This window comes from Pseudoalteromonas sp. SG44-1, assembly GCF_014164315.1.
In the GTDB taxonomy this organism is placed as follows: Bacteria; Pseudomonadota; Gammaproteobacteria; order Enterobacterales; family Alteromonadaceae; genus Pseudoalteromonas; species Pseudoalteromonas rhizosphaerae.
On record NZ_JACJEW010000007.1, the window covers coordinates 33,210 to 48,940 of the forward strand.

The 15,731-nt window shown below is 40.1% G+C and carries 16 protein-coding genes; 10 read left to right on the forward strand and 6 right to left on the reverse strand.

Features of this window, described 5'->3' with window-relative positions:
- Positions 1-148: 148 nt before the first annotated feature.
- From H5187_RS04925 to H5187_RS04940, 4 genes are all read left to right on the forward strand, one after another.
- A complete protein-coding gene (locus H5187_RS04925; protein WP_149980149.1) occupies positions 149-406 on the forward strand; it encodes a DUF3081 family protein in 258 nt (85 codons plus the stop codon).
- 2 nt (positions 407-408) lie between these two features.
- A complete protein-coding gene (locus H5187_RS04930) occupies positions 409-711 on the forward strand; it encodes a hypothetical protein (RefSeq protein WP_182740900.1) in 303 nt (100 codons plus the stop codon).
- A gap of 107 nt (positions 712-818) precedes the next feature.
- Positions 819-2,417 carry an AbgT family transporter gene (locus H5187_RS04935; protein WP_182797600.1) on the forward strand — a complete coding sequence of 533 codons (1,599 nt, stop codon included), beginning with the start codon at positions 819-821 and terminating at the stop codon, positions 2,415-2,417.
- 142 nt (positions 2,418-2,559) lie between these two features.
- Positions 2,560-3,099, forward strand: coding sequence for a fused DSP-PTPase phosphatase/NAD kinase-like protein (locus tag H5187_RS04940; protein WP_182740898.1), 540 nt, complete (start codon positions 2,560-2,562; stop codon positions 3,097-3,099).
- 102 nt (positions 3,100-3,201) lie between these two features.
- On the opposite strand, the gene H5187_RS04945 is transcribed toward H5187_RS04940, so the two are convergent.
- Both H5187_RS04945 and fdxA read right to left on the reverse strand, forming a co-directional pair.
- Complete coding sequence (locus tag H5187_RS04945) at positions 3,202-5,433, reverse strand: carbohydrate binding family 9 domain-containing protein (protein ID WP_182797601.1); 2,232 nt, start codon at positions 5,431-5,433, stop codon at positions 3,202-3,204.
- Positions 5,434-5,567: 134 nt separating this feature from the next.
- Positions 5,568-5,891: a ferredoxin FdxA gene (gene fdxA / locus H5187_RS04950; protein ID WP_145235999.1), complete on the reverse strand. Its 324-nt coding sequence runs from the start codon at positions 5,889-5,891 to the stop codon at positions 5,568-5,570.
- Positions 5,892-6,056: 165 nt separating this feature from the next.
- Between fdxA and H5187_RS04955 the strand changes: the two genes are divergently transcribed.
- Positions 6,057-7,667 carry an NAD(P)/FAD-dependent oxidoreductase gene (locus tag H5187_RS04955; protein WP_182797602.1) on the forward strand — a complete coding sequence of 537 codons (1,611 nt, stop codon included), beginning with the start codon at positions 6,057-6,059 and terminating at the stop codon, positions 7,665-7,667.
- A 72-nt stretch (positions 7,668-7,739) separates the two neighbouring features.
- On the opposite strand, the gene H5187_RS04960 is transcribed toward H5187_RS04955, so the two are convergent.
- Together H5187_RS04960 and dapA are read right to left on the reverse strand one after the other, a co-directional pair.
- On the reverse strand, positions 7,740-9,041 hold the full coding sequence (locus tag H5187_RS04960) for a DEAD/DEAH box helicase (RefSeq protein ID WP_145236005.1): 1,302 nt from the start codon (positions 9,039-9,041) through the stop codon (positions 7,740-7,742).
- Between the two features lie 198 nt (positions 9,042-9,239).
- Entirely contained in the window at positions 9,240-10,160 is a 921-nt protein-coding gene (dapA, locus tag H5187_RS04965) for a 4-hydroxy-tetrahydrodipicolinate synthase (protein WP_182794289.1), read from the reverse strand.
- Positions 10,161-10,330: 170 nt separating this feature from the next.
- Here dapA and H5187_RS04970 point away from each other — a divergent pair, with 170 nt between their 5' ends.
- The 3 genes from H5187_RS04970 to tyrS all read left to right on the forward strand — a co-directional run bounded on the left by H5187_RS04970 (position 10,331) and on the right by tyrS (position 13,477).
- A complete protein-coding gene (locus tag H5187_RS04970) occupies positions 10,331-10,984 on the forward strand; it encodes a DUF6058 family natural product biosynthesis protein (RefSeq protein WP_145236013.1) in 654 nt (217 codons plus the stop codon).
- A gap of 333 nt (positions 10,985-11,317) precedes the next feature.
- On the forward strand, positions 11,318-12,139 hold the full coding sequence (locus tag H5187_RS04975) for a LuxR C-terminal-related transcriptional regulator (RefSeq protein WP_182794288.1): 822 nt from the start codon (positions 11,318-11,320) through the stop codon (positions 12,137-12,139).
- An 81-nt stretch (positions 12,140-12,220) separates the two neighbouring features.
- A complete protein-coding gene (tyrS, locus tag H5187_RS04980) occupies positions 12,221-13,477 on the forward strand; it encodes a tyrosine--tRNA ligase (protein ID WP_182757622.1) in 1,257 nt (418 codons plus the stop codon).
- Between the two features lie 812 nt (positions 13,478-14,289).
- Here the strand turns inward: tyrS and H5187_RS04985 are convergent.
- A complete protein-coding gene (locus H5187_RS04985; RefSeq protein ID WP_182740086.1) occupies positions 14,290-14,577 on the reverse strand; it encodes a hypothetical protein in 288 nt (95 codons plus the stop codon).
- Positions 14,578-14,801: 224 nt separating this feature from the next.
- Between H5187_RS04985 and H5187_RS04990 the strand changes: the two genes are divergently transcribed.
- On the forward strand, positions 14,802-15,053 hold the full coding sequence (locus H5187_RS04990; RefSeq protein WP_145236032.1) for a type B 50S ribosomal protein L31: 252 nt from the start codon (positions 14,802-14,804) through the stop codon (positions 15,051-15,053).
- A gap of 2 nt (positions 15,054-15,055) precedes the next feature.
- A complete protein-coding gene (gene ykgO / locus H5187_RS04995) occupies positions 15,056-15,199 on the forward strand; it encodes a type B 50S ribosomal protein L36 (RefSeq protein ID WP_149980141.1) in 144 nt (47 codons plus the stop codon).
- A gap of 72 nt (positions 15,200-15,271) precedes the next feature.
- On the opposite strand, the gene H5187_RS05000 is transcribed toward ykgO, so the two are convergent.
- The gene (locus H5187_RS05000; RefSeq protein WP_182797603.1) at positions 15,272-15,661 is read right to left on the reverse strand and encodes a cytochrome b562; all 390 of its coding nucleotides are present in this window, start codon (positions 15,659-15,661) and stop codon (positions 15,272-15,274) included.
- Positions 15,662-15,731 lie beyond the last annotated feature (70 nt).

Sequence of the window (15,731 nt, forward strand, 5' to 3'; positions counted from 1 at the left end):
TAAATACACCTTAGCATGGTCGCTTTCTTAGCTGATTGTAATTTTGCGACATCGGTGAACTTTTCGATCATTTATCATTACATGGTATAAACTAAATAGAGTTAGGTTTCGTATCAATTTAATTATCAAAGCAACATTTGGAGTAGTGATGAAAAATGACATCGAAGGAAAACAAATATTAGCTGTCTATGAGCAGATCATCCAACATGGTGAGATAAATAATGAAGGAAAACACTATAAAGGATTAACCGCATTTTCAGATATTGATGGTTATACCATTTACCTTAAAGGCAGTGGCGTGTTGCTTAGATTTGGTTTTCATAACACCTATCATCTCGATTATGAACATGAAAAGCATAAAGATGACTTCCTTAAAAAGCTGGAAAATATAATCAATGAGGTGTAATTGTGTATAACAGCAAACCGCGAATTCGCCCAGCTAATAAGCACAACCAACATACAGATTTTATAGCCAAGGTTGTGCAACAATTACGCGACGATGAAAGTAAGCTTGCCATAATTAAAGGTAATCTCGAGGAGTATCGGCAACAACAGTTCCTAAAGCGAGGATTTTTAACTGCAATTGAACGATTCGACTGGGTGTTTGAAGCTTCTGATAATATTGAAGATATTTGCCAGCAAATCTTAGCGGATGACTATATTGGCCAGCGATTACGCCGCTATCCGTTACTATTCAAAGGAATTCTATAGCCTAATTAACAGTTTATCGTACCCATCTGGTAAACCACCGTTTATTAATGATAATCATGTTTAAAAATGATAGATTGCGGAAATTTTTCAATTTTAAGAGCCTTGCTATGTCAAAAGCCGTCGACACTGCCGACTCATCGAGTGAAGAAAAACAATCGGGATTATTTAACCGATTTTTAGCCTCGGTTGAGTTTTTGGGGAATATGTTACCCCACCCAATCACCTTGTTTGCCCTATTTTGTGTGGCCATTATTGTTTTCAGTGGTATTGCTGATTGGTTTGGATTAAGTGCAATTGATCCTCGCCCAATTGGCTCCGCCGGTCGTGAACCTGACGGCGTTATCGAAGTTGTGAGTCTATTAAGTGCTGAAGGCTTACAACGTATCGTCACCGGTCTTGTTACTAATTTTACCAGTTTTGCCCCTTTAGGAACTGTGCTTGTTGCACTATTAGGTGTCAGCGTTGCCGAACATTCAGGGCTATTATCTGCTGCAATGCGTGGCATGGTAATGGGGGCATCTAAACGCTTAGTTACCTTTATGGTGGTATTTGCCGCAATATTATCTAATACCGCATCTGAACTTGGTTATGTTGTATTAATTCCTTTAGCCGCAATGATCTTCCATAGTTTAGGCCGTCATCCATTAGCGGGCTTAGCAGCAGCTTTTGCCGGTGTATCGGGCGGTTACAGTGCTAATTTATTGTTAGGTACGATTGATCCATTGCTTGCAGGTATTACGACTCCGGCAGCACAAATGATTGATCCAACTTACCAAGTTGGCGCTGAAGCAAACTGGTATTTTATGATGATTTCAGTTTTACTGATTGCCGTATTAGGCACCTTCGTGACTGAAAAAATCGTTGAACCTCGCCTTGGAAAATACAACCCCAACGATGCCAGTGCTGATCTGGCGCAAAATAATATAGAAGGCTTAACTGCTAAAGAAAAATCAGGCTTAAAATGGGCTGGATTTTCTTTATTGTTAGTATCGCTACTACTTGCTTGGACAATCGTGCCTGCAGATGGCATTTTGCGCCATCCTGAAACAGGTTTATTTGCCCACTCGCCTTTTTCTAAAGGGATTGTGGTATTTATTTTTATTACCTTTGGTATACCCGGTTTCGTTTATGGCCGTGTAGTAGGCACCATGAAAAATGATAAAGACGTGATCAACGCGATGAGCAAAAGTATGAGCTCAATGGGCATGTACATTGTATTAGTATTTTTTGCCGCGCAGTTTGTTGCCTTCTTTAAATGGACTAACTTAGGGACTATTTTAGCCATAAATGGCGCTGCTATGTTACAAGCCCTCAATCTGACTGGTCCTGAAGTATTTGTGTTATTTATATTAATGTGTGCATTAGTTAATCTAAGCTTAGGTTCTTCATCTGCACAATGGGCAATCACTGCGCCTATCTTTGTACCTATGCTCATGTTAATTGGCTATGCGCCAGAGACCATTCAGGCGGCTTATCGAATTGGTGATTCTGTCACCAACTTGATCACCCCAATGATGAGTTACTTTGGCTTGATACTCGCCGTTGCCACTAAATATAAAAAAGACATGGGAATAGGCACTTTAGTCGCCACCATGCTGCCTTATAGTATGATTTTCTTTGTCGGTTGGGTTGCTCTGTTTTATTTGTGGGTGTTTGTATTTGGTCTGCCAGTAGGGCCTGGCTCACCAATTTATTACACACCTTAATAACCGATAAATAATGCCAGCTGTTGCTGGCATTATTATTAAGTGACTCTAACGTGTTTGAAAAACTAAACTATCTGCTTTAATAATAGTAACTACTTATACAATTGTCACATTATTAGCAACTTCAACGAGATCTAACATCATGAAAATAGTATTTTTTATTATCACTTTAGCATGTTCTTTGATCAGCATAACAAGTTATGCGCAGCCACTCCCATCAGTAAATATAAGGTCCGTTGCATTAACTAATTATGCGCACCCGCAACAACACATCTATACTGCAGGACAACCTTCTAAAGAGCAATTTCAGCAGCTTGCAAAGCAAGGTATAAAGTATGTGATTAATTTACGCGGGGATGGGGAAAATAATTGGGATGAACAGGCTTTAGTGACCAATTTAGGACTGCAATACTTTTCACTGCCCATTTCATCAAGAGCCGATATCAATATCGAAAATGCAAAAAAACTGCAGCAATTATTAGCGCAAGCATCTGAGAGCCCAACATTACTGCATTGTGCAAGTGGTAACCGAGTTGGGGCACTGATTGCACTTTATAACGCAATAGAGCTTAACCAACCAATTGAAAAAGCGATTGAGACCGGTAAACAGTGGGGATTGAAAAGTCTTGAACCTGTGGTAAGAGACGCCATAGCAGCAACCTATGCAATAAAAGAGCATTAAAATAACACATTAGATGTATTGAAATATTCAACTATGACTTTAAATAGATCTAACAACAAAAAGCCCTTAGTTAAATACTAAGGGCTTTTTTTTAAATGTAATTTAAAGCTGCCATGCATAACTTAATTTAGTAAAGAAAGTACGTTGATCGCGTTCTATACTTTTTAATGAGTCATCTTGATAGCCTTTATCTGAATAACCCAAGTAAAATAATGTTTGTGCATTAATTTTATATGAGTAAACAAGCTGACTGCCATAATCTCGGTTGATGTGATTTACAGCAAAGTAATAAGCATTTTGATTTCGGTCGATATCTTCAAACTGTAAAATCAGTTTCAGCATCGAGCGCATATTAAATTTATAATAAATTCGTAAATCGGTTAGATTCGCTGTAAATACATTTTCACCTTGTGGGTTATCTAAACGGCTATAACTGTGTTCAAGCTGTAGTTGCCAATGATCATTGATGTCCCAGGTAAGTTCTGGCTCTAGAGTAAATAAATCACCTAACTGCTCATTACTGTAATCTATTTTACTACCAAACTCACTATAGAGCGTAATACGTAAATCTTTGCTTGGGTTAAAACCACCATAAATAAAGCCGATATTTTGATTATAAAAATCATCTTTATAGCTCTCATTACGATGGATCAAACCAAACTCTAAGGATGACTGTAATTGGCCTTTTAAAAAAATATACCCTTCGTACTCTTCTTCAAGCAAGCTACCATCTTGCGCCCAGGTTTTGTCCCAATCAACATTATAAGAATATTCGGTTATCATCTCACTTGCGTCTAAGTACCAAGTTTGCCCGCCGCCTAGTAACGCTTTTTTATAATCCACTTTTTCTTGATAGCCAACATCGGTACGATAATCCTCACCAATATCTTCGTAACTGGCAAGTAGCTTATAATCCCTTTTCTCGCGAGAAAACTCGAGCTTATAAGCTTGATCAGATTGGTTTTTCTCCAAGCCATAGTTATCAGTTAAAAAGGCGGAGTTTTTAGTATCAGAGGTAGCAACTTGATACAACACACTATCTGTTTGATTAAACCAATAACTACCATCTACCGACAGTACGGTATTGTGATAGTCATTCGCTTCACGGTGGGTACTCATCACCCCTATAGTGCCCTGCTCGCCAATGTCGTATTGATATCGGCCAACCGCTGACTTTGATTTTTCAGCTAAATTAGCAAAGCCAGAACCTTGGTTAGTCGGTAAAAAAAGACTGGTATTTTCATCATCGGCATACATAAAGGCATAACTATGTGCATCTGTTTTACCGGTTATTTTGGCGCCAATTTCAGGCTCGGCAATTGTACGAGTATATAAAAGCTCAAATAAACTGCTTTTGAAATACGATGCACCATCTAAAAAGAACGGGCGTTTCTCAGCATAATAAATAGAGTATGTAGTATTGACATCCAACTCTAAACTATCGGTCTCTACTTGCGAGAAATCGGGATTAATGGTGGCATTAATAACCGCATCTTGGCTGATACCCCAACGTAAATCGAGTCCAGCTTCAGTCTCAATATCACCATTTTGCCAATCCCTCGGTACAGCCTCTTTGGCATCATTGCGAAGAGCGGTCAAGGTCGGTGTTAATTGAATATTTTTGCTCGGTTCCATGGCATTAAAGCCTGTTATTTTATCAAACTGGCAAAAACTGCATTTCACGTCGCGATCAAAACCTACATTGGATAATTGATATAAAACATCTCGAGGATAATTACGCCACAGCGCAACCCCCCAAGTCATATCGGCTTTATTTTTAGGAAAACGCAATGCAGTGAACGGAATGCGCATCTCTACGGTATAACCTTGGTTAGTTATTTGCCCCGCACTGTCCCAAATCGCATCCCACGATGGGTCTTCAGTCCAGCCATCGGTATCGGTCATGCGCATATCACCTTGTGCACCGAGTGGGTTTACGTAAAACTCATAACCTGTTCGCTCATCGTTGAAGGTATCAATCATCAATGCGACATTATCATCCGACCATAATGTATCGCGATCTCGAAGTGCTGCACGTATTTGACTGGCATCATTATCATAAGCAACAAAACCAAGATATAAATAGTTGCCATCTTCATAGATATAAGCGTCTGTTTTTACAGGTGGTGTGCCTTTTTCGTTGGGTTCATTTTGATAGCGTAAAGGGATTAAAGTGGCTTGTTGCCAGTGCGGTTCGCTCAACTGCCCATCAAGATCAATACCTTGCTCAATGTGCGCTAAACTAAATTGTTGTTGCGCAGCGTGTGCAAACGTACTACATAAAGCGAAAGCTAAAACCCAGACAGATAATGTTATTAATTTTATATACTGCATAAACATCCATTTAATACTCAGTTACTCGGATGAGTAAGATAAGTAGTAATTGTAATTCACGCAGGTACATTTGTTAATAGTTTGATTGCAAAAATGTTATTTTAATTAACTAATCAAGACAAGAAGCTGAGATTTTAGGTCTCAATTAACTTTAATTTATCGGCCACACCATTCCAGGTATCGGCATCTTCAGGGGCTGGTTTTACATCAGTGATACGCGGCCAAATAAGAGCAAGTTCGGCATTCAGTTCGGTGAATTCTTGTTGCGAATCAGGTAATTCATCTTCTTGATAAATTGCTTCAGCGGGGCATTCTGGAACACATAAACCACAATCAATACAATCAATCGGACTGATCGCCAAGAAATTAGGGCCTTCATAAAACGCATCAGCTGGACACACTGCTACACAGTCAGTGTATTTACACTTTATACAGTTTTCAGTGACTACAAATGCCATTTTAACGTTTGCCTAACATATCTTAATACAGCTGGAGATCATACCCAACCACAGCCAAAATACAATAAATAATCGCTGCCATCGAGGCTTAAATTAACGTAAAATAGCCCGCTATTGTGAGCAACTCGCGTCAGCGATTGCTAAGACACCTAACAGAGACTAAATATGATACGTTTAACAGAAATTAAGCTGCCACTTGATCATGGCGAAGATGCCATAAAGCAAGCAATTATAACTAAACTTGGCATTGATAACAGCCAACTCCATAGCTTTAATGTCTTTAAACGTGGTTACGATGCCCGCAAAAAAACCGCCATTTTACTTATTTATACCCTCGACATTGAGGTTGATAATGAAGCGCAATTATTAATTCAGTTTGCTAAAGACCAACATGTAAAACCAGCCCCTGACACCAGCTATAAATTTGTTGCTCAAGCACCAGCAACGATTCAAGAACGTCCTGTGGTAATAGGCTTTGGCCCTTGTGGACTGTTTGCTGGTTTAATACTGGCGCAAATGGGATTTAAACCCATTATTTTAGAACGTGGTAAAGAAGTACGTGAACGTACCAAAGACACTTTCGGTTTTTGGCGAAAACGTACTCTAAATACCGAGTCAAACGTGCAATTTGGTGAAGGCGGCGCAGGAACATTCTCTGACGGAAAACTTTACAGCCAAGTTAAAGATCCAAAGCATTATGGTCGTAAAGTGATCACTGAATTTGTAGCTGCGGGCGCACCAGAAGAAATTATGTATGTCAGCAAACCGCATATTGGTACTTTTAAGCTGGTTACGATGATTGAAAAAATGCGTGCAAGTATTGAAGCGCTCGGCGGTGAAATTCGTTTTAGCACCCGCGTTGATGACATCCTACTTGATGATGGCAAAGTAACAGGACTGAAATTATCCTCCGGTGAACAACTTGATACCCGTCATGTTGTGCTTGCGGTAGGTCACAGCGCACGTGATACATTTAAAATGGTATACGATAAAGGGATTTACGTTGAAGCAAAACCGTTTTCAGTTGGTTTTAGAATTGAGCACAAACAATCTATGATCGATGAATGCCGTTTTGGTGATAATGCTGGTAACCCGATCCTTGGCTCTGCAGATTACAAACTGGTTCACCATTGTCACAGTGGCCGTACTGTTTACAGTTTTTGTATGTGCCCAGGCGGTACTGTGGTTGCAGCAACCTCTGAAGAAGGTCGCGTGGTAACGAATGGCATGAGTCAATATTCTCGCAGTGAACGCAACGCTAACAGTGCCATTGTTGTGGGGATTTCTCCTGAAGAAGATTTCCCAGGTCATCCATTAGCCGGTATTGATCTGCAGCGAAAACTAGAAGAGCAAGCCTTTGAACTAGGTGGTAGTAATTACGATGCACCAGCACAATTAATTGGCGACTTCTTAAAAGGTAAAGATTCAAGTGACTTAGGCGATGTAAAGCCTTCATACACACCAGGTATCAAACTCACTGATCTAGCAAATGTGTTACCTAAATATGCAATTGATGCCATTCGTGAAGCAATTCCTGCATTTAATAAGCAAATTCGTGGTTTTTCATCAAACGATGGCTTATTAACTGGCGTTGAAACCCGTACTTCATCACCAATTTGCATTAAACGAGATAAAAGCATGCAAAGTATCAATACTCTAGGTTTATACCCTGCCGGTGAAGGTGCGGGTTATGCAGGTGGTATTCTTTCCGCAGGCATTGACGGTATAAAGGCCGCTGAAGCATTAGCGTTATCTATGCTTGAGAAAAATAGCTAAGTATTTTTTCACTGTTCACAAAAAAGCCTCATTTATTGAGGCTTTTTGGTGTTAATGACTTAACTTATACCATTATTTCTTTAACGAAAGTTTGGCACCTTTAAGGGTTTTACGTACGTTTGAGATACGTGAACGGTTTTTAGCTCGCGCTTCACCAGTTGCTTGACCTGATGGTTTATTTGAATGGCTACGACGCAAATGCGATGGTTTTTTGCCAATTTTATCAATCAGTACTTCACGGTTACTTACTTCATAACCCGGCAAGTATTCACGCTGAATTTTTTGACCGATTAAGGTTTCAATTTCAAACAACATATTTTCTTCTTCGCGGCTAACAAATGAGATTGCTTGACCTTGTTTACCGGCACGACCTGTACGACCAATACGGTGTACGTAATCTTCAGCAAGCCATGGTAAGTCAATATTAATTACACGTGGTAGGTCATCAATATCAATCCCGCGAGCGGCAACTTCTGTAGCCACAAGCACACGTACTTTACCCGCTTTGAAATCACTTAATGCACGACGACGGTTACCTTGGGTTTTATCACCATGGCACACAGCAGCCGGGATACCATCTAAGTTTAATTCTTTAACTAGCTCATCAGCCGTTTCTTTCATGTTAACGAACACTAACACTTGCTGCCAGTTTTTCTTACCGATCAATTCAGAAAGCAGCTCTTGTTTACGGCGCTCTTCAACTGGATAAACCACGTGATGAACGGTTGCAGCAGTGCTGTTGGTTTGATCAACACGGACAATTTCAGCTTGCTTGAGTACTTTGCTAGCAAACTGTTTAATTGCCGCTGGGAATGTTGCAGAGAACAACAAAATTTGGCGATCTTCAGCACAGCCATTGATCACTGTTTGCATATCACCAATAAAGCCCATATCAAGCATACGGTCAGCTTCATCGAGCACAAGATGTTGTACGTCAGCAAGGCTTAGATTACCTAAACGAATATGATCCAGTAAACGACCCGGTGTTGCGACTACGATATCGACACCCGCTTTTAAGCCATTAGCTTGACCTACCGTACTAACACCGCCAAATAAACTCACAGTTTTAAGCTTGGTGTACTTTGCAAAATCAGTAAAATTATTGGCAATTTGCTCTGCAAGCTCACGCGTTGGTGCTAGCACTAAGGCACGTGGTGCATTAGTTTTTGTGTATTCAACTTCAGATAATTTTTGAATAATTGGTAAAGCAAAAGCAGCTGTCTTACCGGTGCCTGTTTGGGCACTGGCTAAAACATCTTTGCCTTTACGTACTGCTGGAATAGCATTACGTTGAATGGGCGTAAGGGTGTGATAGTTAAGTTCATCTAACGCCTGAAGAAGTTCAGGGGCAAAACTAAAAGATTTAAAATTCATGCTGTATAACCTGCGGCCACATTATCAAGGGTCGCAAATTATACAGCAATTTAAGGCAAACAGTTAGTTTTTAAATATATAAACCAACTAGAATTACCTTTTCTCTTCTACAGCCATTTTTGTGTTTGACCTTTTCAAAGCATACTTTGCTAAGCAATAACAACAATGGTTTGGCGATCTTTTAAAGCCCAAACTAAATTATGGCAGAATAATTGTATTTTCTAAATTTAATGGTGTGGCTTTAGAGCCACCTACAACAGCAACATCATCAAGTTGATTGATCAACGTAACCCCTTGCGCTTGCTGCTGCTCATTTAATGGCACATAAGGTAATCTAAATACAGGCTTGACTGCACCTGTCATCATCAATGCAGTATTAATTGCAATTGGATTTGGCTCACAGAACAACCAACTGATCAAAGGTTGTAATGAGGCGTTCAGCGCGTCGCTTTTGCTGTCCATTAATTGACGATACAAGCCAGGAATTAAATTAGAGGTTACCGAGATCACGCCATGCGCTTTATAAGTATGGCGAGCATCATGTGCTTCATCGTCATTACCAGACCAACAGGCAATACCTTGTTGCTCATAGTGATTAATGCGCTCATTACCACCGCACTCTTTTACGCCAATAAAGTTTTCATGTTGTGCCAACGGCTCAATAATGTCAGGGGTTAAATCTTGTCCTGTACGCCCTGCTACGTTGTAAATAAATGCCGGACCAATTGCCAGCACTCGTTTGAAGTGTTCAATCACACCGGCAATCGATGTGCGGCCATAATAAGGGTTAATTTGTAGCGCTGCGTCCATACCGCTGGCAAAGCCATACTCAGTCGCTTTAACGGCTTCGCGGGTATTGTTACTGCCAGTGTTACCAACAATCACCAACTTATCTGCATACTTATTAACGCTGTGCGCAATCAGCATTAAATGCTCTTCCCAGTTCATTAACTGGCCTTCACCTGTGGTTCCACCGACCACAATACCATCAACACCGGCGGCGATCTGCTGTTCAACTAAATAATCATAGGTGGCTAAGTCAATTTCACCACTGGCTAAATAAGGCGTTTTAATTGCTGTGATGAGGCTTGCTTGTTTAATTTGTTCTAGGGTGCGCATAAAAAATTAATCTTAAAAAAACTTGCCGTAGTTGTAACATAAAAGCAGGCGTTTTCCGAGTGTTGCATAACTAATTAATTAAATTACTTGTGTTGTAGAGGTGCTTAGTCCAAAATAAACAACTGTATAAATAAACAGTATATTTATTTTCTAACCTTGAGTGCACTTTTATGCGTTTATCACGATTTTTAGCAACCCATTTTTATCACAGCGAAGAGCTTTGTCATGCCTTAGCAATCGATGAAGATACTCTTGCAATTTGGCAACAAAACGGGTTATTTCCAAAACCCAGTTACTGTATTAAAAATCAGCTTAGTTGTAGCTCTTACTCTGGTTTATATGAATGCGAAGAATACGACGACTTCTATCCACGAGGATGCGTTAACTGGGGACAAGGCTTAGCCAAGCAAAAAATTGATTCATCCAGTCAAGCCTTCAACTACTTTGCACAGCAATACAGTGCAAGTTTAACGAAGTTAGCTCAACAAGGATTTGAATTTAACGAAGAGCTATTTGGTTGTGAATTAGAAGAGCACCTACAACAAGTATGGCAACAATTTTTATGCAGTAAATACGGTGTGCTAACTCAAAATGGCTTAATTGAAGAAATCGCCGCCGTTGATATTGGTCGCTTAGTTGTAGATGATATAACCGAATTACGCACAAAGCCAAACCTCACACAAGCAGAGCGAAGCAAATTACACCCTGCTTTAAAACTATTAAATCGCGCGCTTAGTCATGGTGCCGAACACGAAAAACAACATACCCTTCGTGCCCGTTATATTGATGCACTGGTGCTTAAATATGATTTATCGGTTAAGTGAAGAAAAAAAGTTTTAGGTTTTAGGTTTTAGGAAAAACAATAGTGCCGTATCACAGTTTTGCATAAATGTAACCGCAATATGATGATTTTTAAGAGTACTGTAACCAAACTTACTGAATGAGTACTTTGAGCGCGATGAAGATGGCCACTCTAGCGCGTTTCTGGACAGAAATACGTTACGAACTACAACACACTCTAACTTTTCGGATTGCCTCAAGTATTGCAGCCATGCACTCAGCATAGGAACCAAACTCAATTATCCAATATAGATAACTTTGGGGAAACCGCCTGTTGCGTTATGCTTATCTCAATCTTTATTGACTCGCGAATTCCCATGCCTAACGACGCATTCAACACTCAACTTGCAGAGACAATTTCTGCTCTTAACTCACCAAGCTTTACGCCTAAACTCATGCGCGTGATTGCTTCCATATTGAGTTTTGATTGCGCGGTTATCCTCGGCTACCGCGAAGGTAAACACCCTATCTACCTATATGATTCGATTGAAAGTGAACGCGATCTTCTGTTCCAGCGTTATCTCACCACCTCTTTTCAAAACGACCCCTTTTATAAAAAGCTGAACGCTAACAAAGAGCAAGGAATTTTTACGTTCAAAGATGTCGTAGATAAAGACGTAACGCGTAACACTTTCGAGTACCAAGCCTACTGTCAGCAGTTTTACCATCAAACGGGCTGGAAGGACGAACTCAGCATGCTTATCGAAGTCGAACCCACACGCTGGGTTATGCTCTACTTAGGATTTATGCAAGATGAAAAACGCTTCAACAAACCTCAAGTAACCAAACTCAAATCTTACTTCACCATTATTCAATCTTTGTGCCAACAGCACTGGAAACAGACTGAGTTTACACTCGCTGAGCCAGTATTCAGCCCTGACGCTTATTCAGGAAAAATGCGTGCAGCAATTGAATCCGCAGTGGCATCTTTTGGCGAAACTGTCCTCACCAAACGAGAACAGGAAATCGCCGCATTAATCGCGCAAGGCTATGACAACAAAGAGATTGCAACGCAGCTTGATGTCACAGTAGGCACAGTTAAGAATCACCGTAAACGCATCTACGCTCAGTTGAATGTGGCGTCATTAAGCGAGTTCTTTCAATTGTTTCTCAACCACCTAATCACTCAATCAAGGTAACAAACTGTCCCTTTAGGGATATATCTCAATTCCGCATCGCCTTTTAATATGAATACAACCAAACCAGACAAAGATAAGACAATGACACTAATTGAAGATTTACAAGCTCGCGGTTTGATTGCCCAAGCGAGCGATTTAGACCAAGTTCAACAATTGCTATGTGAGCCACAAACCTTGTACTGCGGTTTTGATCCAACCGCAGGTAGCTTGCACATCGGCCACCTAGTGCCACTGATTATGCTTAAGCGTTTTCAAGACGCAGGACACCAAGCCATCGCTCTTATTGGTGGTGCGACAGGTATGATTGGTGACCCAAGCTTTAAAGCCACAGAACGAAGCTTAAACTCAGAAGAGACCGTATCGGGTTGGGTGCAAGATCTGTCGAGCCAAATTCAACAGTTGATGGATAAGCAAATCAGCAAGCCAATGATCATGGTAAACAATGCTGATTGGGTGAAGCAGATTAACGTGATCGATTTCTTCCGCGATATAGGTAAGCATTTTTCCGTGAATACCATGATCAGCCGAGAGTCCGTTAAACAACGCTTAAAACGTCCTGAACAAGGGATTTCATTCACCGAGTTCAGTTACGCTCTGCTGCAATCTTACGACTTCGCAGAATTGAACCGCCAGTACAACTGTCGCCTACAAATCGGTGGTAATGATCAATGGGGCAACATTGTTAGTGGCATTGACCTTTCTCGCCGTCAAAATAGTGAGCAGGTCTTTGGTCTAACCCTACCTTTGATCACCAAATCTGACGGCACTAAGTTTGGTAAAACCGAAGGCGGTGCAGTGTGGTTAGATCCAAGTAAGACGTCGCCTTACGCTTTCTACCAATTCTGGTTATCCGTGGAAGATACCGATGTTTACAACTTCCTACGCTACTACACCTTCTTGAGCTGCAATGAAATTTCTGCGATTGAAACACAAGACAAAGAGAACAAAGGTAAACCACGGGCACAGCTTATCCTAGCAGAGCAAATGACGCGGTTTGTCCATGGTGAAGAAGGATTAGCTAGTGCAGAGCGAATCACCCAAGCGCTATTTAGCGGCAATGTTCAACTATTGAGTTTAAACGAACTAAAACAGTTAGAACTCGATGGCTTACCTAGCATGCAAAGTGCTGAGCAAGACTTGGTAAAACTACTAGTTGAATCAAGCTTAACCAACTCAAAGCGCATTGCACGAGAACTGATTGGCAGCAACGCAATCAGTGTGAATGGCGATAAAGTCGATGCAGAAAACCCAAACTTGAACTACCCACTGTTCGACCAGTACTGGTTGCTTCAACGCGGTAAAAAGCATTTTTGCTTGGTGAGACGTATAGTGGATTAACACACTTCTATTTTGGGTCACACTCTACCTCAGATGATTATTTGCCATTGAACATTGCAATGGCAAATAATGACGCCAAAAATTCCTGATATTTGCAGGTCTAATCTTGCACCGTAGTTTGTAGTGGATTAACAAATTTCGCCATAGAGTTAGAGATCTAAACATAAGGAAGAGTACATCAAATTACGCTTTAGGGAACCGAGTAGCTGAACGTTCGCAACTCAGAATGGGGCAGAAACGATTTACGCTTGAAGGTACGTTTTTGGCACTTTTCTACCTATCAAAAATAGAGCTATTCGTCATTTTCACTGGTTTTTATTCGATGGCTCAGATAACCACCAAACAACACCTTGCTCTTTTCGTTAAAACTTGTTGCTGCTTGTAATTGTTTTCGCATTATCCATCATCAGATCACGCTTATTGTCCAAGGGGTTACGCTGTCGAAATGGTCTATGTGATACCGTACTGGTTTTGTTCTTTGTCGCGCTCTGCTGCGAAGGTGCATTAAAATAAGCTCAAGCTATCTTAACTTTATACCAATCGTGTTAAGTTACTGACCATTTATAGCGACAGATAAATACAGTGATAACAAGGCGTAAATTTTGACATGTAGTTGTTCTACTTGAAAAAATTATAACGCAGTTAGCGCTTTAGTTAGCTCGCTAGAATGGTTAAATATTTAAGTCGATTGGTATTACACCTTGCCTACTAACAAGCTGAGTTTGTGCAGCATTTGGACCAGCTATAATAGCAAGAAATGCAAATTGCCTTATAAAGATTAACTCTGAACCAATTTATCCAATATGTAAAAGTTACTCTTGATGCTCAAACTGACCGCGATATACTTCAAATACTTTTAAAACCGTATGTTGCGCTTTACTAAGGCCATCAAACCAAGCATCAAAAATTTCATCATCGTCTTGATCACTTAATGCCAAATACTGTGCAAGCAATTCAACAATGTCATTATGGGTGCAGCTTAATGGGTCTATTTGTTGTGCTAGGACACTATGATCACGACTACGTAATGTCTCCATGACGCCCTGATCTATTTCCTGACTTTGTTCACTACTATGCTGTTGCTGGGCTGATCCACTCATAATAATCTGACTCCTATTCTTGATTACTTATTATTTATAACAGGCTAATTCCCAATAGCTAGTTTTTTTAAATCAACTGCTGATTTTTTAACTTGTTTGTGTGAATAAGCATCAAATTAGCTACTTTACCAACAACTCAAAAATAGTATTTGCAAAGAATTCTTATTTACTATAAATTACAGTGATAATATCACATAACATTAATTTCCAGTAAAAGGCTATTTATGAAACCTAATATTCACCCTGATTACCAAACGGTTGCTTTTCATGACACGGCCGCCGATAGCTACTTTATTATTGGTTCAACAATTAAAACTGATCGAACCGTTGAGTTAGATGGCAAGACATACCCTTACGTACCTATTGATGTATCAAGTGACTCACATCCATTTTATACCGGTAAGCAAAAATCTGTTGCAACAGATGGTCGAGTTGCTGCGTTTAATCGCCGCTTTAAAAACTTAGGGAGCAAATAATCATGAAAGTATTGAGTTCATTGAAAAGTGCTAAAAACCGCCCAGGATGTCAAATTGTCAAACGCAAAGGACGCGTTTTTGTGATCTGTAAAGACAATCCACGCTTTAAAGCAGTGCAAGGTATGAAAAAGAAAGGAAGAAAATAAACAACTATCATAGACTGTACACCTTGATATAGGCGTACAGTCTTTAAGGCTAAACTTAAATACAATCTAACCTTATTTACCGAACAACAACTCCCAAAATCCTGGTGGCTCATGCAGTTTGTGATATTGCTTACGTAGCCCATCAATGGCTTTTAACGGTCCTTTGGCTGCATCGAGTCCTTGCTCATTAGCTAATTTTTTTGCAAGTTCAGCTTTTGCGATCACTTTATCTAAACCTTGCAGTGACTGCTCAGCTGCTTTGTGAAAAGTGGCGGATTTGCTACGTTTAACCAATGTAATAAACTCATCGATCGCAGTATTAAATTCAGACAGTTGTGTTGCTTCAACACTATTTTTAAACGCAAGTCCTGTATTCTTCATGTTGGCTTCAAGCTCTAAATCATCGTTAGCAAATAAGCTCGGAACAAACAACAGTGCCACAAGACACAGAAATACTTTCATAATAATCCCAACAGTTACAACTCAAAAAAATGAAAAATCATTATACACCGCAGCGGCAATGAATATAACC